This window comes from Paramagnetospirillum sp., assembly GCF_058402745.1.
Genome location: NZ_JBZVFI010000014.1, coordinates 1 through 22,912, shown reverse-complemented (window position 1 = coordinate 22,912; position 22,912 = coordinate 1). Strand labels below are relative to the sequence as shown.

The 22,912-nt window shown below is 69.6% G+C and carries 20 protein-coding genes and 1 other RNA gene; 19 read left to right on the top strand and 2 right to left on the bottom strand.

The window, feature by feature from the left end; translation table 11 throughout:
- Positions 1–68: 68 nt before the first annotated feature.
- Together ACV4UZ_RS11415 and ACV4UZ_RS11410 are read right to left on the bottom strand one after the other, a co-directional pair.
- The gene (locus tag ACV4UZ_RS11415; RefSeq protein WP_491600945.1) at positions 69–1,241 is read right to left on the bottom strand and encodes a cyclic nucleotide-gated ion channel; all 1,173 of its coding nucleotides are present in this window, start codon (positions 1,239–1,241) and stop codon (positions 69–71) included.
- Positions 1,242–1,309: 68 nt separating this feature from the next.
- Positions 1,310–2,305 (bottom strand): endonuclease/exonuclease/phosphatase family protein, encoded by a 996-nt coding sequence (locus tag ACV4UZ_RS11410; protein ID WP_491600944.1) that lies wholly within the window; start codon positions 2,303–2,305, stop codon positions 1,310–1,312.
- Between the two features lie 140 nt (positions 2,306–2,445).
- Between ACV4UZ_RS11410 and ACV4UZ_RS11405 the strand changes: the two genes are divergently transcribed.
- The 19 genes from ACV4UZ_RS11405 to ftsZ form a co-directional block, all read left to right on the top strand.
- Positions 2,446–2,901 carry a bacteriohemerythrin gene (locus ACV4UZ_RS11405; protein WP_491600943.1) on the top strand — a complete coding sequence of 152 codons (456 nt, stop codon included), beginning with the start codon at positions 2,446–2,448 and terminating at the stop codon, positions 2,899–2,901.
- A complete protein-coding gene (locus tag ACV4UZ_RS11400; RefSeq protein WP_491600942.1) occupies positions 2,898–3,629 on the top strand; it encodes a protein phosphatase CheZ in 732 nt (243 codons plus the stop codon). Before ACV4UZ_RS11405 ends, ACV4UZ_RS11400 begins: the two co-directional genes overlap by 4 nt.
- A gap of 135 nt (positions 3,630–3,764) precedes the next feature.
- An RNA gene (gene rnpB / locus ACV4UZ_RS11395) (RNase P RNA component class A) lies at positions 3,765–4,165 on the top strand.
- A gap of 342 nt (positions 4,166–4,507) precedes the next feature.
- A complete protein-coding gene (gene mraZ / locus ACV4UZ_RS11390; protein ID WP_491600941.1) occupies positions 4,508–4,969 on the top strand; it encodes a division/cell wall cluster transcriptional repressor MraZ in 462 nt (153 codons plus the stop codon).
- On the top strand, positions 4,966–5,925 hold the full coding sequence (gene rsmH / locus ACV4UZ_RS11385; protein ID WP_491600940.1) for a 16S rRNA (cytosine(1402)-N(4))-methyltransferase RsmH: 960 nt from the start codon (positions 4,966–4,968) through the stop codon (positions 5,923–5,925). The genes mraZ and rsmH overlap by 4 nt, the downstream gene beginning before the upstream one ends.
- Positions 5,922–6,533 (top strand): cell division protein FtsL, encoded by a 612-nt coding sequence (gene ftsL, locus ACV4UZ_RS11380; RefSeq protein ID WP_491600939.1) that lies wholly within the window; start codon positions 5,922–5,924, stop codon positions 6,531–6,533. The genes rsmH and ftsL overlap by 4 nt, the downstream gene beginning before the upstream one ends.
- Positions 6,530–8,290 carry a peptidoglycan D,D-transpeptidase FtsI family protein gene (locus ACV4UZ_RS11375; protein ID WP_491600938.1) on the top strand — a complete coding sequence of 587 codons (1,761 nt, stop codon included), beginning with the start codon at positions 6,530–6,532 and terminating at the stop codon, positions 8,288–8,290. The genes ftsL and ACV4UZ_RS11375 overlap by 4 nt, the downstream gene beginning before the upstream one ends.
- A gap of 1 nt (position 8,291) precedes the next feature.
- The gene (locus ACV4UZ_RS11370) at positions 8,292–9,728 is read left to right on the top strand and encodes a UDP-N-acetylmuramoyl-L-alanyl-D-glutamate--2,6-diaminopimelate ligase (RefSeq protein WP_491600937.1); all 1,437 of its coding nucleotides are present in this window, start codon (positions 8,292–8,294) and stop codon (positions 9,726–9,728) included.
- Positions 9,728–11,128 (top strand): UDP-N-acetylmuramoylalanyl-D-glutamyl-2,6-diaminopimelate--D-alanyl-D-alanine ligase, encoded by a 1,401-nt coding sequence (locus tag ACV4UZ_RS11365; protein WP_491601048.1) that lies wholly within the window; start codon positions 9,728–9,730, stop codon positions 11,126–11,128. The genes ACV4UZ_RS11370 and ACV4UZ_RS11365 overlap by 1 nt, the downstream gene beginning before the upstream one ends.
- Positions 11,129–12,217: a phospho-N-acetylmuramoyl-pentapeptide-transferase gene (mraY, locus tag ACV4UZ_RS11360; protein ID WP_491600936.1), complete on the top strand. Its 1,089-nt coding sequence runs from the start codon at positions 11,129–11,131 to the stop codon at positions 12,215–12,217. It abuts the gene before it with no gap.
- Positions 12,218–12,228: 11 nt separating this feature from the next.
- The gene (murD, locus tag ACV4UZ_RS11355) at positions 12,229–13,602 is read left to right on the top strand and encodes a UDP-N-acetylmuramoyl-L-alanine--D-glutamate ligase (RefSeq protein ID WP_491600935.1); all 1,374 of its coding nucleotides are present in this window, start codon (positions 12,229–12,231) and stop codon (positions 13,600–13,602) included.
- Positions 13,603–13,720: 118 nt separating this feature from the next.
- Positions 13,721–14,851: a putative lipid II flippase FtsW gene (gene ftsW / locus ACV4UZ_RS11350; protein WP_491600934.1), complete on the top strand. Its 1,131-nt coding sequence runs from the start codon at positions 13,721–13,723 to the stop codon at positions 14,849–14,851.
- Positions 14,848–15,957: an undecaprenyldiphospho-muramoylpentapeptide beta-N-acetylglucosaminyltransferase gene (gene murG / locus ACV4UZ_RS11345; RefSeq protein WP_491600933.1), complete on the top strand. Its 1,110-nt coding sequence runs from the start codon at positions 14,848–14,850 to the stop codon at positions 15,955–15,957. The genes ftsW and murG overlap by 4 nt, the downstream gene beginning before the upstream one ends.
- Before the next feature lie 3 nt (positions 15,958–15,960).
- Positions 15,961–17,391 carry a UDP-N-acetylmuramate--L-alanine ligase gene (murC, locus tag ACV4UZ_RS11340; protein ID WP_491600932.1) on the top strand — a complete coding sequence of 477 codons (1,431 nt, stop codon included), beginning with the start codon at positions 15,961–15,963 and terminating at the stop codon, positions 17,389–17,391.
- Positions 17,388–18,314, top strand: a complete 927-nt coding sequence (murB, locus tag ACV4UZ_RS11335; RefSeq protein WP_491600931.1) for a UDP-N-acetylmuramate dehydrogenase — start codon at positions 17,388–17,390, stop codon at positions 18,312–18,314. Before murC ends, murB begins: the two co-directional genes overlap by 4 nt.
- 178 nt (positions 18,315–18,492) lie before the next feature.
- Positions 18,493–19,410: a D-alanine--D-alanine ligase gene (locus ACV4UZ_RS11330; protein ID WP_491600930.1), complete on the top strand. Its 918-nt coding sequence runs from the start codon at positions 18,493–18,495 to the stop codon at positions 19,408–19,410.
- Positions 19,401–20,357 (top strand): cell division protein FtsQ/DivIB, encoded by a 957-nt coding sequence (locus ACV4UZ_RS11325; protein ID WP_491600929.1) that lies wholly within the window; start codon positions 19,401–19,403, stop codon positions 20,355–20,357. The genes ACV4UZ_RS11330 and ACV4UZ_RS11325 overlap by 10 nt, the downstream gene beginning before the upstream one ends.
- A gap of 2 nt (positions 20,358–20,359) precedes the next feature.
- On the top strand, positions 20,360–21,604 hold the full coding sequence (gene ftsA, locus ACV4UZ_RS11320; RefSeq protein WP_491600928.1) for a cell division protein FtsA: 1,245 nt from the start codon (positions 20,360–20,362) through the stop codon (positions 21,602–21,604).
- A 60-nt stretch (positions 21,605–21,664) separates the two neighbouring features.
- Positions 21,665–22,912, top strand: a 1,248-nt coding sequence (ftsZ, locus tag ACV4UZ_RS11315; protein WP_491600927.1) for a cell division protein FtsZ, incomplete at its 3' end; no start/stop codon positions are given.

The following is a 22,912-nucleotide window of genomic DNA, read 5'->3' as shown; positions in this document are numbered from 1 at the left end:
GGCGGCAGCCGTTCCGGCCTGAAAGATCCTTCCTCCCTTCGGTCGTCAGGATGACAAGTCGGGTTCGCTCACGCGTCTTCCTTCTCTTCTTCTTTCTTCTCGACCTGATTGGCCTGGGCCATGCGGGCGCGGGCGGTTTCCCAGATCACCTCCAGCAGGGCGTGGTCGTGGGCGACGAATTTGTGGAAGTCCCGCGCGTCGAGGATCAGCAGCTGGCAGCGGCTGACGGCCTTGACCGTGGCGGTGCGCGGGCAGCGTTCGATCAGGGCGATCTCGCCGAAGAAGTCGCCGTTCTTCAGGATGAAGGTCCCGGCCTTGCCCTTCACCTCCACCTGGCCGCTGACGATGAAGTACATGCACTCGCCGGTGTCGCCCTCGCGCATCAGCACCTCGCCCTTGATGGCGCGGGCCAGCTTCAGGAGGCCGGCGATCTCGGCGATCTGGCTGGCCTGCAGGCGCTGGAAGAACGGCACCTTGGCCACCAGATGCCAGGTGGAAACGAAGTTCTGGCGCTTCATCTCCTCGGCGAAGCCGGACGCCAGGATCGAGGCCGGCAGCGCGAACATGCACAGGCCCAGCACGGCGACCACGCTGCCCAGCAGCTTGCCCAGCGGCGTGATGGGCACCACGTCGCCATAGCCCACCGTGGCCAGGGTGACGATGGCCCACCACATGGCGGCCGGCACGCTGCCCATGGCCGGATTGGCGGCGCGCTCGGTGAAATAGAGCAGGGTCGAGGCCGAGATGGCCAGGATCAGCATGATGAACAGGGCGGCCAGCAGCGGCCGCATCTCGTGCAGCACCACCACGCCCAGGGTCTCGAGGGCGGGGGAATAGCGCGCCAGCTTGAGGAAGCGCACGATGCCGAACAGCGTCTCGCCGTCATGGGACAGCAGGGTGGTGGCCTCGCCCAGCAGGAACGGCACCACCGCCAGGAAATCGAAGATGCCGTAGGGCGACAGGGCGTAACGCGCCATGGCCGCCAGGCCGGATTCCCCCTCGGCCCGCTGGGAATGGGCCGCCAGCAGCCGGATGGCGTAATCGGCCGACAGCACCGCCAGGAACAGGGCGCTGAAGGCGGTCACGGCGCCCTCGAATCCGACCCAGGCGTCGGGCACCGTGTCGATGATGGCGATGGCGGTGGAGAGCACGATGCAAACGACCAGGACGCCCCGGTAGATCGCCACGCGCCTCGAAGGGAACGGCCCCTCGCCCACCAGTCCGCAAAGCCAGCCGGTCATGTCCCCCTCCTGTCCCTCCGCCACTATAGCGGTGCCGGACAGCGGACGCATCGCCGGAATTGAAATGATTATCGAGATTGCGGCGGAGCGAACTCGGCCACCAGGGGGGCGTGATAGCTGTCGGGCGTGGCGTGGATGGTGGCGGGCGAGACCAGCTCGTCGCCCAGGGTCTCGTTGTGGATCTCGGCCCCCAGGTACCAGCCCAGCAGGGGCCTGGACACCAGGATGTGGTCGAGCATCACCGGACGGCCGTGATGGATCACGGAATAGCGCCGGTTCTCCGGCAGCGAGCGTTCCAGCGGCACCAGCATGCGCATGGCCAGATGGCCGTTGCCGGTATCCTCCTCGTCGCCCTTGATGATGCGGAGCGCCCCCTCGCGCTCGGCGGAATTGAAGTCGCCGCACACCACCACCAGGGCGTCGGGCTCGGCGTCGAAGATCTCCTCCACCGCCAGGCGGACTTCCAGCGCCTGTCCCGCCTGCTTGACCTCGGCCAGGAAGAAGCCTTCGGCCCAGCCGCCCACCGAAAGCCAGCGGCCGAAGCGCTCCTTCTGGCCCTGCAGCCAGACGGCGCGCGGCGCCCTCAGATGGACGTTGATCACGTGCAGCCCCCGCCCGTCCGGCAGGTCGAGCACCGCGTGCAGGATGGGACGGTCCCATTCCACCGTCTGCGGCTCGGCCGGGGAAGGCTCGGCCCGCACCGGGCGATAGGCGCAGGGCGGCACCAGGTCGTGCCAGATCTGGCGGTGCGAACGGATGGGCAAGCGCGAGACGATGACCAGATTGTGCTTGTCCGACGGATGGAGTCCGCCCCGGTTGAGGCTGCTCGCCCGGCTCCAGTGCTCGTAGCCGGTGCCGGCCAGCAGGCGGTCGAGCGCGGTGAACAGCCGCGGCCCGCTCTTGGTGGCCGGATGGGTGTTGACCTCCTGCAGGCACAGCACGTCGGCGCGCAGCCGCAGGAACTGGGGCCGCAGCACCGCCAGCCGGTCCTCGAAATCCATGCCGCCGCCCGGACGGTCGTCCAGGTTCTCCAGATTGAAGGTGGCGATGCGCAGTCGGGTCACGGAAAACCTCCAGGTCCCGAGGAGTCTACATCAAGCCCGCTCCCCCGGCGAGGGGGCGCGCTGGTCGTCCGTCCAGGCTTGTTCCGTCCCGGATGTGGAGTATAGTGGCCGAGGACGGGAACGCAGGGGCGGGGGACCCGATGGCATCGATCGCGTGGAGCGAAGCTTTCAGCGTGGGCAATCCGCTGCTGGATTCCGACCACCGCATCCTGATCGACCTGCTGGCCCAGCTCTTCGACGCCACCGACACCGGCCAGAGCCACGACGTGGTCGGCAGCGTGCTCTCGGCGCTTTCCGAATATGCAGAGCATCATTTTCGCCGCGAAGAGGCTATGATGGCCGCCTCCGGCTATCCCGAGGCGGACGCCCACAAGGCCGAGCACCGGCGGCTGGAGGCCCATGTCCGCGACATCTGCGCCCGATACCGGGGGGGAGAGCGCGGCGCCCTGAACGAACAGGTTGTGGAATTCCTCAAGAAGTGGTTGACCGAGCACATCCAGGTTACGGATAAATCATACAGGCCGTGGGTCGAGCGGGTGGTTGATGGCGGAGCAAGGCCGCCATCGGTGACATTAGGGGATGCCAGACAGTCATGACGACCGAGCGCAAATTGTTCACGGCCGAGATCAAGCGGCTTCAGGCCCGCGGCGAGGCCGCCCCCAGCGCCTCCAGCTCCGAGGTCCTCAAGGCCATCACCGACCTTCGCGCCGACATCCGGGGCCTGGAATCCCTGATCCGTGGCGATGCCCCGCCGCCGGTGGCCGTGGCCGTGGTCGATGACGTGCTGCCCCAGAAGGCCGCCGAGGTCTCCATGCTGAAGACCGAGCTGCGCGCCCTGGCCGTCTGCATCGAGCACACCAAGGCGGAAATCGCCGCCTTGCGCCCCAAGGACGCCGACGACGACCGCCTGATGGCCGTCACCTTCGAACTGGACGCCATCGTGTCCTCCACCGAGCGCGCCACCGAGGACATCCTGGAAGCCGCCGAGAAGATCGAGACCATCGGCAAGGAAATCCGGGCGCATGCCGCCGATTCCTATGTCGGCCGCCTGGTCGAGGACATCAACGACACGGTCAGCACCATCTTCGAGGCCTGTAATTTCCAGGACATTACCGGCCAGCGCATCACCAAGGTGGTCAAGACCCTCAAATACGTCGAGGCCCGCATCAACGCCATGATCGAGATCTGGGGGCCGGAGAACATCTCCGACGTGTCGCCCAAGATCTTCGAGGAGCACAAGGACGACGATTCCAAGCTGCTCAACGGCCCGGCCCTGGAAAACCAGGGAATCTCCCAGGACGAGATCGACAAGCTGTTCGGGTAAACACCCATGTCATCCGACCCGGCATAAATATAGCGACAATAAAGGCCCCCACGATCCGGGGGCCTTTTCTTTTGAACGTCATTCACACTTCGCGGCACTTGACCTGGGCATTCCAGGCCCTAAAGTGGGCCCGCGTCAGACGGCCGGACGGCCGCCCTCGGACCTTGCGTCCGGGGGAGGAAAGTCCGGGCTCCACGGAAACACGGTGCCGGATAACGTCCGGCGGGGGCGACCCCAGGGAAAGTGCCACAGAGAGCAAACCGCCCGTTCCCGGACTTCGGTCCGGCAGCGGGTAAGGGTGAAAGGGTGCGGTAAGAGCGCACCGCGCGACCGGCAACGGGAGCGGCACGGTAAACCCCACCGGGAGCAAGACCAAATAGGGACGGCACTGTTCTTGGCCCACCAAGGACGAAACGCGTTTCCGCGTCGCCGTCCGGGTCGGTCGCGAGAGGCGCCCGGTAACGGGCGTCCCAGATGAATGGCCGTCACCCGCCTTCGGGTGGGGACAGAACCCGGCTTACAGGCCGTCTGACGCTTTTTCCCACGAAATCCCAAATCGCCCAAAACCGCCACACCACCGTCACCGGCGCGATGTTCACGGTATACCCCTGTGAACACTTTCACACATGGATTTTTGCTCTTTGTGAAAAAACGGTAAATATCAACGCGCTGCGAGGCGATCCTCGAGTACTTTAATAGATATGGTCAAGCATTGTCACTCAACTGCACCGGCCCATGCGATTACTATCCGATTCCATTGACTCCCATGATTTCCCATGATATCCCATTAATCACCATCCCATCGGGGCCCACAGGCTTATTGTGTCCCGCGAGATGGCCAAGGGGTTTCGGGCACAGCAAGCGGAAGGCGGACGAGGGTGGCACTCTTCCTCTCCACATTCGTCAATCGGGTCGACAAGAAGGGCCGGGTCTCAGTCCCGGCGACCTTTCGCGCCGCCCTGGCCGCCCAAACCTTCGCCGGCATCGTCTGCTACCGCTCGTTCACCAACGCCTGCATCGAAGGCTGCGGCATGGATTTCATGGAGCGCCTGTCCGACGGCGCCCAGAGCTTCGACGCCTTCTCCGCCGAGCAGGAAGACCTGTCCGCCCTGATCTTCGCCGACGCCCGCCAGCTGCCCTGGGACCCCGAGGGCCGCATCGTCCTGCCCGAGGACATCATGGCCCATGCCGGCATCACCGAGTCCGTCTCCTTCGTCGGCAAGGGCCAGACCTTCCAGATCTGGCAACCCGAAGCCTACAAGGCGGTCGAGGCCGAGATCCGCGCCCGCGCCCTGCAGTCGCGCCCCACCCTGCCGCTTCGCCCCAAGGTGACGCCATGAGCGACACCAGCCCCCACATTCCCGTCCTGCTGGCCGAGGTGATCCGGGCGCTGTCGCCCCGGGACGGCGGCGCCTATGTGGACGGCACCTTCGGGGCCGGCGGCTACACCCGCGCCATCCTGGCGGCCGGCACCTGCCGGGTCTGGGCCATCGACCGCGACCCCACCGCCGTGGCGCGTGGCCGCTCCCTGGAGGAAAGCCAGGGCGGCCGTTTCGCCATGATCGAGGGCCGATTCGGCGACATGGACGTCTTGCTGCGTCAGCAGGGTGTCAACCAGGTTGACGGGATCGCGCTGGACATCGGCGTGTCCTCCATGCAGATCGACCAGGCCGAGCGCGGCTTCTCCTTCGCCAAGGACGGGCCGCTGGACATGCGCATGGAGACCCGGGGACCCAGCGCCGCCGACATGGTCAACGACACGCCCGAGGGCGAGCTGGCCGACATCATCTACCGCTACGGCGAGGAGCGGCTGTCGCGCCGGGTGGCCAAGGCCATTGTCGAGGCCCGGCGCGCCAGGCGTTTCGAGCGCACCGGCGAGCTGGCCGAGGTGGTGCGCCGGGTGGTGCCGCGCTCGGGCGACGGCATCGACCCCGCCACCCGCACCTTCCAGGCGCTGCGCATCGCGGTCAACGACGAGCTGGGCGAGCTGGAGCGCGGCCTGGAAGCGGCCGAGCGCCTGCTGGCCCCCGGCGGCCGTCTGGCGGTGGTGACCTTCCATTCCCTGGAGGACCGGGTGGTCAAGGGCTTCCTCAAGTCCCGCTCGGGCGAGGCGGCGCGGCCCTCGCGCCACGTCCCCCAGGCCCAGGGTGCCGGCCCCGCCCCCACCTTCACCCTGGAGACGCGCAAGGCCGTCGCCCCCACCGCCGACGAGGCGCGCGCCAATCCCCGCGCCCGCTCGGCCAAGCTGCGCGCCGCCATCCGCACCGACGCTCCCGCCCGGAGGGCCGGATCATGAGGCGCGGCCTGACCGGAACCATCCTGTGGACCCTGCTGGCCGTCGGCATCGGCGTGGTGCTGTTCGTGGTCAAGTACGAGGTCAAGGACCTGGAGCACCGCCTGGCCGGGCTGAACTCGGAAATTCACCGCAACCAGGAGACCATCCACATCCTCCGGGCCGAGTGGAGCTATCTCAACGACCCGGCCCGCCTGCGCACCCTGGCCGAGAAGCATCTGGGCATGAAGCCGGTGACCCCCACCCAGGTGGCGACGCTGGACACCCTGCCCAAGGACGGCATTCCCGCCACCGGGGTGGTCTACGCCGCCATGTCGCCGGCCAGGATGTCCCTGCCGCCCGCCGCCGCCCAGGCGCCCCGGCCCACGCCGCAGGCCGCGCCGGTCAAGCTGGCAGAAAGCCCGGCCAAGCCCCGCCCGGCCGATACCGCCAAGCCCCAGCCAACCAAGCCGCAGCCCAATAAGCCCGGCACCGGCACCCTGGCCCAGGCGCCCCTTGTCAAACCCCTGGCCCCGCCCGTGGAGGCCCCCGCTCCGGCCGCCGCCAAGGGCAGCCGGAGCATCGTCATTCCGTCGCCCGCCCTGGCGCAGGGCGAGGGAGGCGCGAGGTGAGCATCTTCGCGCCCCGCCGCCACACTCCCGGCTTCCATGCCGGCGACGACCTCCAGGCCGGAGCGGCGCTGCGCCTGGACGGCGTGCGCATGCAGGCCATCGAGACCGGCCGCTCGCGCCTGGTGGTCACCGCCCTGGTGTTCCTGCTGGCCTTCGCCGCCATCGGGGCGCGCATGGTCGATGTGGCCGTCCTCGACCGCAATCCGCCCAAGCCCAACGCCCAGCCCCAGGCCCGCACCAATGAGCTGCAGATGGAGCGGGCCGACATTTCGGACCGCACCGGGGTGCTGCTGGCCTCGTCGCTCCCCACCGTCTCGCTGTTCGCCCGCCCCGAGGATCTGCGCGCCGCCAAGGTCGACATCGAGAATGCCGCCATCCGCCTGGTCACCGTCCTGCCCGAGCTGGACCTGGAGGAGACCATCGAGCGCCTGTCGTCGGGCCGCCAGTTCGTCTACCTGAAGCGCAACCTGACGCCGCGCCAGCAGTTCGACGTCAACAACCTGGGAATTCCCGGGCTCCTGTTCCAGAAAGGCGAGCGCCGCATCTATCCCCACGGGTCGCTGGCCTCCCACGCCGTCGGCGTCACCGATGTGGACAACAAGGGCGTGGCCGGCATCGAGAAGCGCTTCGACAACGCGCTGAAGGAAAGCCGCGAACCGCTGGCGCTGTCCATCGACATCCGCGTCCAGACCATCGTGCGCAACGAGCTGGCCCGGGCGGTGGACGAGTTCTCGGCCGTCGGCGGCACCGGCATGGTGATGGACGTGCGCACCGGCGAGCTGATCGCCATGGTCAGCCTGCCCGATTTCGATCCCAACGACCCGCCCGCCCCCACCGACCCGTCCATGTTCAACCGCGCCACCAAGGGCGCCTACGAGATGGGCTCCACCTTCAAGCTGTTCAACACCGCCATGGTGCTGGATCACGGCAGGGCCAACCTCAATTCCAGCTTCGACGCCACCAAGCCCCTGGTGTTCGGCGGACACACCATCCACGACGACCATGCGCTGAACCGCTGGCTGAGCGTGCCGGAAATCCTCATCCATTCCTCCAATATCGGCTCGGCCCGCATGGCGCTGGACGCCGGCACCGAGGCGCAGCGCGCCTTCATGGCCCGCATCGGCATGCTGCAATCCCCGCCGCTGGAGCTGCCCGAGGTTGGGGCGCCCCTGGTTCCCTCGCCCTGGCGCGAGATCAACACCGTCACCATCTCCTTCGGGCACGGCCTGTCGGTGACGCCGCTGCAATTGCTGGCCGGCACCGCCGCCTTGGTCAACGGCGGCGAATACCACGCGCCCACCCTGCTGGCCCGGGCGCCGGGCGACGCGGTCCCCGCCATCCGGGTGATCAAGCCCAGGACCTCGGAGCAGATGCGCCAGCTGATGCGCATGGTGGTCACCGACGGCACCGGCAAGAAGGCCGACGTTCCCGGCTACGAGGTGGGCGGCAAGACCGGCACCGCCGAAAAGGCCGGGGCCGGCGGATATCGCAAGAAGGCGGTGCTGTCCTCGTTCATCGCCGCCTTCCCCATGGATGCGCCGCGCTACGCGGTGCTGATCATGATCGACGAGCCCCAGGCCACCAGGCAGACCTTCGGCTTCATCACCGCCGGCTGGACCGCGGCGCCCGCCACCGGGCGGGTGATCGCCCAGATCGCGCCGCTGCTGGGGCTGATGCCCAAGACCCTGCCGATTCCCCAGACCACCAAGGGAATCGCCCAGTCCAAGGGAGGCCGTGAAGTTGCGGCGGTTGAGTGACATGACGGCGACCGCGCCTGCCCGCGACGTGACCATTTCCGGGCTCACCGCCGATTCGCGCGCGGTCCGTCCCGGCTGGCTGTTCGCCGCCCTGCCCGGAACCAAGGCCGACGGCCGCGCCTTCGTCAAGGACGCCGTCGCCGCCGGCGCCGTGGCGGTGCTGGCCCCCGAGGGGTCCCACCTGGACCTGCCGCCCCAGGTGGTGCTGGTCACCGATTCCAACCCCCGCCGCCGCTTCGCCCTGATGGCCTCGGCCTTCCATGGCGCCCAGCCCCGGGTGATGGCCGCCGTCACCGGCACCAACGGCAAGACCTCGACCGCCGAGTTCTTCCGCCAGATCATGACCCGTCTGGGCCACGCCTCGGCCTCCATCGGCACGCTGGGCATCACCGCGCCGGGCTGGGACAATGAAGGCGGCCTCACCACCCCCGATCCCGCCGGGCTGCACGCCGACCTCGCCCGGCTGGCCGGCATGGGCGTCACCCACGCCTGCATGGAGGCGTCGAGCCACGGCCTCGACCAGCACCGCCTGGACGGGGTGAAGCTGGCGGCAGCCGCCTTCACCAACCTGACGCGGGACCATCTCGACTACCACGCCGACATGGCTTCCTATGCCGAGGCCAAGCTGCGCCTGTTCGCCGAACTGCTGCCCGAAGACGCCACCGCCGTGATCAACGCCGATTCCGATCTGGCACCCCGCGTGGTCGAGTTGTGCGCCAAGCGCGGCATCGCCGTGCTGGGCTATGGCCGCGCCGCCAACGACCTGCGCCTGATGGCGGCGCGTCCCACCCCGGCCGGCCAGGACCTGGACCTGGAGATCATGGGCCGCGCCGTGACCGTCCACCTGCCGCTCGCCGGCCGCTTCCAGGCCGACAACGCCCTGGCCGCCCTGGGTCTGGCCCTGGCCTGCGGTGCCGATCCGGTGAACGCGCTGATCGCCCTTGGCCATCTGGACGGCGTGCCCGGTCGCCTGCAGAAGGTGGCGGAGCGCTCCAACGGCGCTTCCATCTACGTGGATTACGCCCATACCCCCGACGCCCTGGAGACGGTGCTGAAGGCGCTGCGCCCCCATGCCGCCCGCCGTCTGGTGGTGGTGTTCGGCTGCGGCGGCGACCGCGACCCCGGCAAGCGCCCGCTGATGGGCGCCATCGGCTGCCGTCTGGCCGACGCCATGATCGTCACCGACGACAATCCCCGCTCCGAGGACCCGGCCGCCATCCGCGCCGCCGTGCGGGGCGTCTGCCCGGCCGGCATCGAGATCGCCGACCGCCGGGACGCCATCCGCGCCGCCGTGGCCGGGCTGCAGAAGGGCGACGTGCTGGTGATCGCCGGCAAGGGCCACGAACGCGGCCAGATCGTCGGCGCCACCGTGTTGCCCTTCGACGATGCCGACGAGGCCCGCGACGCGGTACGTCTGAGCGAAGGAGGCGCATCGTGATGACCCGCCCCCTGTGGACTTCGGCCGAAGTGGTCGCCGCCGTGGCCGGCACTCCGTCCGGCCCCGCCTGGGAAGCCGGCGGCGTGTCCATCGACAGCCGCACCGTCCGGCCCGGCGACCTGTTCATCGCGCTGGAAGGCCCCAATCACGACGGCCACGACCACGTGGCCTCGGCCCTGGCCGGCGGCGCGGCCGCCGCCATCGTCCACAAGCTGCCCCCCGGCGCCCACGATGACGCGCCCCTGGTGCTGGTGCGTGACACCATGGCGGCCCTGCAGGACCTGGGCGTGGCGTCGCGCGCCCGCTCGGCGGCCCGCATCGTCGCGGTCACCGGCAGCGTCGGCAAGACCGGCACCAAGGAGATGCTGGCCCTGGCGCTCTCCGACCAGGGGCTCACCCATTACAGCGTCGGCAGCTTCAACAACCACTGGGGCGTGCCGCTGTCGCTGGCCCGCATGCCCGCCGGCGCCCAGTACGCCATCTTCGAGATCGGCATGAACCACCCCGGCGAGATCACTCCCCTGGTGCGCATGGTGCGCCCCCACGTGGCGGTGATCACCACCGTCGAGATGGTCCACATGGAGTTCTTCACCTCCACCGCCGAGATCGCCGCCGCCAAGGCCGAGATCTTCGACGGCATCGAGGCGGACGGAATCGCCGTGCTGCCCCGCGACAACGCCCACTTCGCCTTCCTGGCCGAAAGCGCCGCCAGGGCGGGAATCACCGACATCCGCAGCTTCGGCAACCACATCGAGGCCACCGCGCGGCTGCTGGACTGCGCCGTCGATCCCCAGTCCACGGCGGTGTTCGCCCTGGTGGCCGACCAGCCGCTGTCCTACCGGGTGGGCGTGGCCGGGCGGCAATGGGCGATGAATTCCCTGGCGGTGCTGCTGGCCGCCGAGGCGCTGGGCGCCGACGTCAACCCGGCCGCCCTGGCGCTGGCCGCCATGGCGGCGCCCAAGGGACGGGGCCAGCGCCGCCGGATCGAGATCGAGGGCGGCAGCTTCGAACTGATCGACGAAAGCTACAACGCCTCGCCGGTCTCCATGAAGGCGGCCATCGCCATGCTGGCCTCGGTGCGCCCGGCCAAGGGCGGTCGGCGCATCGCCGTGCTGGGCGACATGCTGGAACTGGGCCCCCAGGGGCCGGCGCTGCACGCCTCCATCGCCGAAGCCGCCGAAAGCTGGAACATCGACCTGGTGTTCACCGCCGGCACCCTGACCGCCCATCTGCAGGGTGCGCTGGCCGAGCACCGGCGCGGCGGGCACGGGGCGGATTCGGACGCCGTCGCGGCGCTGGTGAAGGCCGCGTTGCGGCCGGGCGACGTGGTGATGGTCAAGGGTTCGGCGGGCAGCCGGATGGGACGTGTGGTCAACGCTCTGGCCGAAGGGGGCCGCTGAATGCTGTACAATCTCCTCTACCCCCTGGCCGACCAGGTTCCGGTCTTCAATCTGTTCAAGTATCTGACCTTCCGCACGGGCGGCGCGGTGCTGACCGCGCTGATCGTCGCCTTCCTGGTGGGGCCGCGCATCATCGCCTGGCTGCGCCAGTGGCAGAAGCAGGGCCAGCCCATCCGCGCCGACGGCCCCGAATCCCATCTGCTGACCAAGAAGGGCACGCCCACCATGGGCGGCTTCATGATTCTGCTGGCGCTGTCGGTCTCGACCCTGCTGTGGGCCGATCTGCGCAACCAGTACGTCTGGATCGTGCTGCTGGTGACGCTGGGCTACGGGTTGATCGGCTTCTGGGACGACTACCTCAAGGTGTCCAAGAAGAACCCCAAGGGCGTGCCGGGCAAGGCCAAGCTGGTGGCCGAGATCGCCATCGCCCTGGCCGCCGCCGCCTGGGTCTGGAGCCTGCAGCGCGAGCCCCTGGCCGGCGCCCTGGCGGTGCCGTTCTTCAAGACCGTGCTGCTGCAGCTGTCGTGGTTCTACCTGCCCTTCGCCGTGTTCATCATCGTCGGCGCCGGCAACGCCGTGAACCTCACCGACGGGTTGGACGGGCTGGCCATCGTGCCGGTGATGATCGCGTCGGGCGTGTTCGCCATCTTCTCCTATCTGGTCGGCCATGCCGTCTTCGCCAACTACCTGCAGATCCACTACGTCTCGGGCTCGGGCGAGCTGGCGGTGTTCTGCGGCGCCCTGGTGGGGGCGGGTCTCGGCTTCCTGTGGTTCAACGCGCCGCCCGCCATGGTGTTCATGGGCGACACCGGATCGCTGGCCTTGGGCGGCGCGCTGGGCGCCATTTCCGTGGTCACCAAGCACGAGCTGGTGCTGGGCATCGTCGGCGGCCTGTTCGTGCTGGAGACCGTCTCGGTGATCGTCCAGGTGGCCTCGTTCAAGCTGACCGGCAAGCGGGTGTTCCGCATGGCGCCGCTGCACCATCACTTCGAGAAGAAGGGCTGGGCCGAACCCACCGTGGTCATCCGCTTCTGGATCATCGCCACCATCCTGGCCCTGGCCGGGCTGGCCACCCTGAAGCTGCGCTAGAGGACCCGGCCATGATCCCCGTCCCCTTCCTCAAAGGTAAGCGCGTTCTGGTGATGGGCCTGGGCAAGTCCGGGACCGCCACGGCGCTTGCCCTGCTGGCGTCGGGGGCCGGGGTGATGGCCTGGGACGACGGCGAGGCGGCGCGCAAATCGGGCGCCGAGGCCGGCATCCCCATCCGCGACCCCGCCCTGATCCCGCTGGAAAAGGCCGATCTGGTGGTGTGGAGCCCGGGCATTCCCCATACCCATCCCCAGCCCCACCCCATCGCCGAGCGGGTCAAGGCGGCGGGCGTGCCGCTGGTCTGCGACGTGGAACTGCTGGCGCTCGCCAAGGCGGGGGCGCGCATGCTGGCGGTGACGGGGACCAACGGCAAGTCCACCACCACCACCCTGCTGACCCACGTGCTGGACGAATGCGGCATCTCGGCCGCCGCCGGCGGCAACCTGGGCACCGCCGCCCTGGACCTGCCCGAGCTGCCGGGCGACGGGCGCTACGTGCTGGAGCTGTCCTCCTACCAGCTGGAGCTGACCCACAGCCTGAAGCTGGGGGTCGCCATCCTGTTGAACATCACCCCCGACCATCTGGGCCGCCACGGCGGCATGACCGGCTACATCGCCGCCAAGCGCCGGGTGTTCGACTTCCTCACCCCCGGCGGCGCGGCGGTGATCGGCGTCGATGACGGCCCCTGCCGTTCCATCGCCGCCGAGCTGTCGCGCATGGGGCATCGGGTGCTGAAGGTGTCGGTGGAGCAGGTGCTGCCCGAGGGCTATTCCGCCCCCGACGGCGTGCTGCACGAGCATGGCAAGCCCGTCTGCGATCTCAAGGACGTTCCCAGCCTGCCCGGCCGCCACAACTGGCAGAACGCCTGCGCCGTGTTCGCCGCCGCCCGGGCCGAAGGCCTTTCCCCCAAGCAGATCGCCGCCGCGCTGGCCACCTATCCCGGCCTCGCCCATCGCCAGGAGCTGGTGGGCAGCGACCACGGCATCGACTGGATCAACGATTCCAAGGCCACCAACGCCGACGCGGTGGAAAAGGCCCTGGTCTGCTACGAGCACATCTACTGGATTCTGGGCGGCCAGGCCAAGGAAGGCGGCATCGGTTCGCTGGAGAAGCATTTCGGCCGCATCCAGCACGCCTTCCTGATCGGCGAGGCCACCGAATCCTTCGCCGCCGCCCTGGAGGGCAAGGTGCGCTTCACCCGCTGCGGCACGCTTGCCAACGCGGTGGCCGCCGCCCGCAATCTGGCGGTGTCCGACGACATCCCCGGCGCCGTGGTGCTGCTGTCGCCGGCCTGCGCCTCGTGGGACCAGTTCAAGTCGTTCGAGCATCGCGGAGATACCTTCCGCGAGCTGGTCCACGCCTTCGCCGAAGGGGGGGATGCATGAGCGACCGCGCTTCCCTCCGTTTCCCAAGGCCGTCATGCCCGGACTTGATCCGGGCATCCATGGCCCCCCGGGTCAAGCCCGGGGGTGACGGGAATATGTTGATCGACGGAGGCGCTCCATGAGCGTCACCTTCGGCCGCACCGACACCTCCGTCCTGGGCCGCTGGTGGTGGACCGTCGACCGCTGGACCATCGCGGCGCTGTTCCTGCTGGTCGCCGTGGGCGCCATCCTGACCATGGCCGCCAGCCCGGCGGTGGCCGAGCGCATCGGGGCGCAAAGCTTCCATTTCGTGCGCCGCCAGTTCGTCTTCCTGGCGCCCGCCATCATCATCATGCTGGGGGTGTCGCTGCTGACCCCGAAGCAGGTGCGGCGCATGGCGGTGATCGGCCTTTTGGCCTCCATCGTGCTGCTGGCCCTGGTGCCGGTGCTGGGCGGCGAGATCAAGGGCGCCAAGCGCTGGCTCAACGTCGCCGGCATCTCCATTCAGCCCTCGGAATTCGTCAAGCCCATGTTCGCCGTGGTCGCCGCCTGGATGTTCGCCTCGGCCCGGCTGGACCCCGCCTTCCCGGGACGCGTCATCGCCACCGCCCTGTTCGGGGTGGTCGCCGCCCTGCTGGTCATCCAGCCCGACGTGGGCCAGACCGCCATCCTGACCGCCATCTGGGGCACCCAGTTCTTCCTGGCCGGGCTGCCGCTGATCCTGGTGATCGCCATGGGACTGGCGGCGCCCATCGGCATCGTCGGCGCCTATTACGCCTTTCCCCACGTCCAGGCCCGCTTCGACAAGTTCCTCGATCCGTCGGGCAGCGGCGCCTATCAGGTCACCACGGCGCTCAACGCCTTCAAGAACGGCGGGCTGTTCGGCCGCGGCCCCGGCGAGGGCCGGGTCAAGCTGGTGCTGCCCGACGCCCATACCGACTTCATCCTGGCGGTGGGTGGCGAGGAATTCGGCGTGGTGCTGTGCCTGTTCGTGGTGATGCTGTTCGGCTTCATCGTGCTGCGCGGCTTCTCGCGCATCCACAAGGAGGACAACCTGTTCGTGGTGCTGGCCACCGCCGGCCTGCTGGTGCAGTTCGGCCTGCAGGCCATCGTCAACATGGCGTCGACGCTGCGCATGATGCCGGCCAAGGGGATGACCCTGCCGTTCATCTCCTATGGCGGCTCGTCCATGGTGGCGCTGGCGCTCGGCATGGGCATGGTGCTGGCCTTGACCCGTACCCGCTACGGCCGGGAGGGCATGGAAGCATGAGCAAGCCCCTGATCGCTCTCGCCGCCGGTGGGACCGGCGGCCACGTCTTCCCCGCCGAGGCCCTGGCCAGCGTGCTGCTGGATCGCGGCTACCGGCTGGCCCTGATCACCGACAAGCGCGGCGCGGCCTATGGCGGCACGCTGGGCAAGCTGGAGACCTTCCGCATTTCGGCCGGCGGCATCGCCGGGCGCGGCAAGCTGTCGGCCCTGCGTTCCGCGCTGGAACTGGGCGTGGGCATCCTCCAGGCCCGCTCCATCCTCAAGCGCATTCAGCCGGCGGCGGTGATCGGCTTCGGCGGCTACGCCTCGGTGCCGGGCATGGCGGCCGCCGCCCTGGCCGGCATTCCCACCGCCATCCACGAGCAGAACGCCGTGCTGGGCCGCGCCAACCGGCTGCTGGCCGGCCATGTGCGCCGCATCGCCACCTCCTTCGCCGAGGTCAGCCACGTGGAGGCCAGGCTGTCGCCCAAGCTGGTCCATACCGGCATGCCGGTGCGCGCCGCAATCCTGGCGCAGCGGGACAATGCCTATCCCGAGATCGCCGCCGCCGATCCCATCGAGCTGCTGGTGCTGGGCGGCAGCCAGGGGGCGCGCATCCTGTCCGAGGTGGTGCCCGCCGCGCTTTCCCGCCTGCCCGAATCCTTGCGCGGGCGCATCCGCATCGCCCAGCAATGCCGGCCCGAGGATCTGGACGGCGTGCGCCGGGCCTATGCCGGCACCGGCATCGACGCCACCCTGGAAAGCTTCTTCGCCGACGTGCCCGAGCGTCTGGCCCGCGCCCATCTGGTCATCGCCCGCGCCGGGGCCTCCACCGTGGCCGAGCTGACCACGCTGGGCCGCCCGGCCATCCTGGTGCCCTATCCCTTCGCCATCGACGACCACCAGACCGCCAACGCCCACGCCGTCGAGGATTTGGGCGGCGCCTGGCTGATGCAGCAGGATTCGTTCACGCCCGAGACCCTGGCGGCCCGTCTCGAGTCCCTGTTCGCCCATCCGGAGGCCCTGGTGCGCACCGCCCAATGCGCCCGCAATTCCGGCCGCCCCGATGCGGCCGAAGCCCTGGCCGATCTGGTGGTCGGGCTGATCCCCAACGAGAGTGGAGCCTGACCCATGCGCACCATGTCGCTGAACATCGGCACCATCCACTTCGTCGGCATCGGCGGCATCGGCATGTCGGGCATCGCCGAGATCCTGCACAACCTGGGCTATACGGTCCAGGGCACCGACATCGCCGACAATTACAACGTCGAGCGGCTGCGCAAGATGGGCATCCGCGTCCATATCGGCCATGCGGCCGAGGCGCTGGGCGACGCCCGCGTGGTGGTGGTGTCCTCGGCGGTCAAGGCCGACAACCCCGAGGTCCAGGCGGCCCGCGCCAAGCTGGTCCCGGTGGTGCGCCGCGCCGAGATGCTGGCCGAGCTGATGCGCCTGAAATCGGCCATCGCCATCGGCGGCACCCACGGCAAGACCACCACCACCTCGCTGATCGCGGCGTTGCTGGACGCCGCCCACCTGGACCCCACGGTGATCAACGGCGGCATCATCAACGCCTACGGCACCAACGCGCGCCTCGGCGCCAGCGAGTGGATGGTGGTCGAGGCCGACGAGTCCGACGGTTCCTTCATCAAGCTGCCGTCCACCGCCGTGGTGGTGACCAACATCGACCCCGAGCACATGGACCATTACGGCACGGTGGACCGGCTGCACGAGGCCTTCCGCACCTTCGTCGAGAACATCCCGTTCTACGGCTTCGCCGCCATGTGCATCGACCATCCCGAGGTCCAGGCCCTGGTGGCCCGGGTGCCCGACCGCAAGCTGGTGACCTACGGCTTCAATCATCAGGCCCTGGTGCGGGTGGACAAGCTGTCCATGGACATCACCGGCGCCCGCTACGACGTGATCATCACCGACCGCGTCACCGGCGCCACCCGGACCATCGCCGACATCCACCTGCCCATGTACGGCGAGCACAACGTGCTGAACTCCCTGGCCGCCATCGCGGTGGCCAACGAGCTGGGCCTGGCCAACGACGTGGTCAAGAAGGCGCTCTCCGGCTTCAAGGGCGTCAAGCGCCGCTTCACCCGCACCGGCGAGGCCAAGGGCGTCACCGTCATCGACGATTACGGCCACCATCCGGTGGAGATCGCCGCCGTCCTGAAGGCGGCCCGCTCCGCCTGCCGGGGCAACGTCATCGCCGTGGTACAGCCCCACCGCTATTCGCGGCTGTCCAGCCTGTTTCCCGAGTTCTGCACCTGCTTCAACGATGCCGACATGGTCATCGTCGCCGACGTCTACGCGGCGGGCGAGAAGCCCATGGAAGGCTTCGACAAGACCTCGCTGGTCAAGGGCCTGCAGGAGCACGGCCACCGCCGGGTGATGCCGCTGGCCGAACCCAAGGCCCTGGCGCCCCTGGTCAATTCCCTGGCCGGCCCCGGCGACATGGTGGTCTGCCTGGGGGCCGGCAACATCACCGCCTGGGCCCATGCCCTGCCGGCCGAACTGGCCGCCCTGCCCGATCCCAGCCCCGGAGGCGCCGAATGATGGCGGCCACCCGGCACCATGACTGGCGCGACGCCCTGCCCCCGGTGCGGGGGAGGATGAGCTTCGACGCGCCCATGGCGCCCTTCACCTGGTTCCGGGTGGGCGGCAACGCCGAGGCGTTGTTCCGTCCCGCCGATCTGGACGACCTGATCGCCGTGCTGGAGGTGCTGCCCGAGGAGGTGCCGGTCACCGTGGTGGGCGTCGGCTCCAACCTGCTGGTGCGGGACGGCGGCGTGCCGGGCATGGTGATCCGTCTGGCCGGCCCCTTCGCCACCATCGACGTGGCGGGCGACACCATCACCGCCGGAGCGGGCGCGCTGGACTTGACCGTGTCCCGCACCGCCGAGGAGGAGGGACTGGCCGGGCTGGAATTCCTGTCGGGCGTGCCCGGCACCATCGGCGGCGCGCTGCGCATGAACGCCGGCGCCTTCGGGGGCGAAATGAAGGACGTCACCGTCTCGGCCCAGGCCCTGGACCGCCAGGGCAATCTGCAGATCCTGGGTCCGGCGGAGCTGGGCTTCACCTATCGCCGCTGTGCCGTGCCCGAGGGCTGGATCTTCCTGTCCGCCTCGCTGAGGGGCCGCCCCGGCAAGCCCGCCGACATCGCGGCACGCATGGCCGAGATCGCCAGGGCCCGCGAGGAGGCGCAGCCGGTCAAGGTGCGCACCGGCGGCTCCACCTTCGCCAATCCCGAAGGCCACAGCGCCTGGAAGCTGATCGACGCCGCCGGCTGCCGGGGCCTGACCCTGGGCGGCGCCCAGGTGTCGGAGAAGCACTGCAACTTCCTCCTGAACACCGGCGACGCCACCGCCGCCGACATCGAGGACCTGGGCGAGGAAGTCCGGCGCCGGGTCAAGGAAACCAGCGGCATCGACCTGCATTGGGAAATCCGCCGCGTCGGAGTGAGGAGGGACCCGCCATGAGCGTGCGCGCCGTCCACTCCGCCCGTCACCCCGAGCGGATGCGAGGGGTCTCCGTCTGCCCGGTCCTTACCAACGTCCCCGCGCCGCGCCAGGATGAGATCCTTCGCGGAGCCTGTCCTCGGACGGCCCTTTGGGCCGATCCGTGGGCTCAGGATGACAGCCTTTCGGGAGCCTCCTTATGAGCAAGCGCGTCACCGTCCTGATGGGGGGAGCCTCGGCCGAGCGCGACGTCAGCTTGCGCTCGGGGGCCGCCGCCGCCAAGGCACTGGAGCAGGCCGGGTTCGAGGTCGCCCTGGTGGATTGCGGCCGCAACCCGGCCGAACTGGTGCGCGCCATCACCGAGACCAAGCCCGACGTGGTGTTCAACGCGCTGCACGGCCGCTTCGGCGAGGACGGCTGCGTCCAGGGCGTGCTCAACCTGCTGGGCGTGCCCTATACCCATTCCGGCCTGCTGGCCTCGGCGGCGGCCATGGACAAGGCCTTCGCCCGCGCCCTGTTCGCCAGTGCCGGCATTCCCGTGGCCGAGGGCCGGGTGATCACCCGCGCCGACAGTAACGGCCCCGACCCGCTGCCCCGCCCCTTCGTGGTCAAGCCCCTCAACGAAGGCTCGTCGGTCGGCGTGTTCATCGTGCGCGAGAACCAGCCTTCGCCGCTTCCCGGCTGGCCGTTCGATGCCGACGAGGTGCTGGTGGAAAGCTTCATTCCCGGCCGCGAGCTGACCGTCGCCGTCATGGGTGACCGCGCCCTGGGCGTGCTGGAGATCACCTCGGACCACGGCTTCTATGATTACGAGGCCAAGTACGCGCCGGGCGGCTCGCGCCACATCATGCCCGCCCCCATCCCGGAAGCCGATTACGCCGAGGCCTGCCGTCTGGCGGTCGCCGCCCACAAGGCGCTGGGCTGCCGCGGCGTGTCCCGCGCCGATTTGCGTTACGACGACACCAATCCGGGCCAGCCGCCCCGTCTGGTCATGCTGGAGGTCAACACCCAGCCCGGCATGACCGGCACATCGCTGGTCCCCGAGATGGCCGCCCATCAGGGAATCAGCTTCCCCGATCTGGTGCGGTGGATGGTGGAGGAGGCGCGATGCGACTGAGCCCTGCCGACATCGTCATCACCGCCGACGACCGCCCGGGCGTCCACCGGGCGCCCCGCCAGATCTCGGCCAAGCGCGAGGCGGCGGCGGCTCCGGCGCGCCCCAAGGCCAAGCGCCGCCTGCCCCGCCTGCGCCTCGACCTGAGCCCGCTGCAGAAGCTGGCCGGCGCCGGCCTGCTGCTCACCGTGGTGGCGGTGGGCGGGCTGGCGCTGTGGCATTCGGGCAAGCCCCAGCGTCTGGTGCGCGACGCCGGCGAGGCCTTCCTGGCCCGCAGCGCCGAGGCCGGCTTCCAGGTGGCCGACATCACCGTGACGGGTCGCCGCCGCACGCCCTCCGAGCAGCTGGTCACCGCGCTGGGCGCCCGCTACGGCGACCCCATCCTGGGCGTGGACATCGCCGCCGCCCGGGCGCGCATCGAGGCGCTGCCCAGCGTGCGCGCCGCCGCCATCGAACGCCGCCTGCCCGGCGCCATCCACCTGTCCATCGTCGAGCGCGAACCGGTGGCCCTGTGGCAGACCGACAGCCGCTTCGTGCTGGTGGACCGCGACGGCCACCGCATCCCCGGCGCCATCGAGGGCTTCGAGGACCTGCCCCTGGTGGTGGGCGAGGGCGCGCCGGCGCGAACCGACGAACTGTTCGCCCTGCTGGCCACCGAGCCCGAGCTGGCCGCCCGGGTCAAGGCCGCCATCCGGGTGGGCAACCGCCGCTGGAACATCAAGCTGGACGACGTGGAGAAGGGCCTGGAGGCCCGCCTGCCCGAACTGGACACCGAGGCCGCCTGGCACCGGCTGGCCGAGCTGGAGAAGACCCGGGCGCTCTCGGGCAAGCAGATCACCATGATCGACCTGCGCGTCCCCGACCGCCTGGTGCTGAAAAGCGCCCGCGAGCCGGCGGCGGTCAACACCGCCTCGGCCGAATCCCTTTCCCCCCTGCCGAGGGAGCGCTGATCATGGCGGCGCGCAACGGACTCGTCGCGGCGCTGGACGTGGGCACCACCAAGGTGTGCTGCTTCATCACCAAGGTCCAGGACGACGGTTCCCCCCGCATGGTGGGCATCGGCCATCAGGTGGCGCGCGGCATGCGCAACGGCGCCGTGGTGGACATGGAAGAGCTGGAAACCTCCATCCGCGCCGCCGTCGAGGCCGCCGAGGAGATGGCCAACGATCAGGTCCGCGCCGTGGCCATCAACATCTCGGGCGGCCATCCCGGTTCGGCCAACGTCAAGGTGGAGGTGGCCATGAACGGCCACGCCGTCAACGAGGCCGACATCCGCCGCATGCTCGAGCACGGCCGCGCCCACCACGAAAGCCCCGACCGCGAGCTGATCCACGCCATTCCCGTGGACTACACCATCGACGGCAACGAGGGCATCAAGGACCCGCGCGGCATGTTCGGCGACCGCCTGGGCGTCGCCATCCACGTCATTTCGGCCGGCATCGGCCCGGTGCGCAACCTCTCCACCGTGGTCAACCGCTGCCATCTCGACATCGAGGCCCGCGTGGTCAGCCCCTACGCCTCGGGCCTCGCCTGCCTGGTGGAGGACGAGAAGGAGCTGGGCGTCACCTGCATCGACATGGGCGGCGGCACCACCTCCATCGCCGTGTTCCTGGGCGGCCAGCTGGTCCACACCGACGTCATCGCCGTGGGCGGCGCCCACGTCACCAGCGACATCGCCCGCGGCCTGTCCACGCCGGTGGTGCATGCCGAGCGCCTGAAGACGCTCTACGGCTCGGTGATCCCCTCGGCGTCGGACGACCGCGAGATCCTGAAGGTGCCGCTGGTCGGCGAGGACGAGGACGGCGCCTCCAATCAGGTGCCGCGCTCCATGCTGATCCAGATCATCCAGCCCCGGCTGGAGGAGACCTTCGAGCTGGTGCGCTCGCATCTGGAACAGGGCGGCTTCGACAAGCTGGCCGGGCGCCGCGTGGTGCTGACGGGCGGCGCCAGCCAGATGCAGGGCGCCCGCGATCTGGCCGGCATGGTGCTGGACAAGCAGGTGCGGCTGGGCAAGCCCATGGGGCTGCACGGCCTGCCCGAGGCTACCGGCGGCCCCGCCTTCTCCACCTGCGCCGGACTGATCCGCTATGCGCTCGCCCACGCCCCCGCGCCATCGCGGGGCAAGAAGGCGGGGGCGCGCGGCGACGGCGCATCGGGCTGGGGACGACTCGGCTCGTGGCTCAAACGGAATTTCTGACCTTTCTCAAGTTCAAACCGGCCGGCAACGAATCGGCCAAACAGCGCGGAGGACCTGGACATGCTGACTTTCCTTCCCGGGGCTCACCAAGAGCTCAAGCCTCGCATCACCGTGATCGGTGTCGGCGGCGCCGGCGGCAACGCCGTCAACAACATGATCCTGTCGCGGCTTGAGGGCGTCGAGTTCATCGTCGCCAACACCGATTCCCAGTCGTTGGGCCAAAGCCGCACCGAACGCCGCATCCAGCTGGGCAATCAGGTCACCCAGGGCTTGGGCGCCGGCTCGCGTCCCGACATCGGCCGCGCGGCGGCCGAGGAAAGCCTGGAAGAGATCCTGGGCCAGATCGGTGGCGCCAACATGGTGTTCATCACCGCCGGCATGGGCGGCGGCACCGGTTCGGGCGCCGCTCCCGTCATCGCGCGGGCGGCGCGCGAGCAGGGCATCCTGACCGTGGGCGTGGTGACCAAGCCCTTCCACTTCGAGGGCGCGCACCGCATGCGCACCGCCGAGGGCGCCATCGAGGAGCTGCAGCAGTTCGTCGACACCCTGATCATCATCCCCAACCAGAACCTGTTCCGGGTCGCCACCGAGCGCACCACCTTCGCCGACGCCTTCAAGATGGCCGACGACGTGCTGTATTCCGGCGTGCGCGGCGTCACCGACCTGATGATCATGCCCGGCCTGATCAACCTGGACTTCGCCGACATCCGCACCGTGATGAGCGAGATGGGCAAGGCCATGATGGGCACCGGCGAGGCCGAGGGCGACAAGCGCGCCATCGACGCCGCCGAGGCCGCCATCTCCAACCCGCTGTTGGACGACACCTCCATGAAGGGCGCGCGCGGCGTGCTGATCAACATCACCGGCGGCATGGACATGACCCTGTTCGAGGTGGACGAGGCCGCCAACCGCATCCGCGACGAGGTGGACCCCGACGCCAACATCATCTTCGGCTCCACCTTCGACGAGAAGCTGAACGGCAAGATGCGGGTCTCGGTGGTCGCCACCGGCATCGCCTCGGAAGCCGCCGCCCAGCCCAAGCCCACCGTCATCTCCCTGGTGACGCCCGCCGCGCCCCCCGCGCCCCAGCCGGCCGTTTCCCGTCCCGTCGCCGCCCAGGTCCAGGCGCCGGTCTTCCGGCCCCAGACCGCCGCCCAGGCCGCTCCGGTCTCGGCCCCGGCCGCCGCTCATGCCGCCCAGCCCCAGCCGGCCATGCGCCCCGCCGCCCAGCTCCAGCCCGAGCTGGACATCGGCCGTCCCGAGCCGGTGATCCGGCCCGAGCCGGTGGTCAGGACCGAGCCCGCCCTG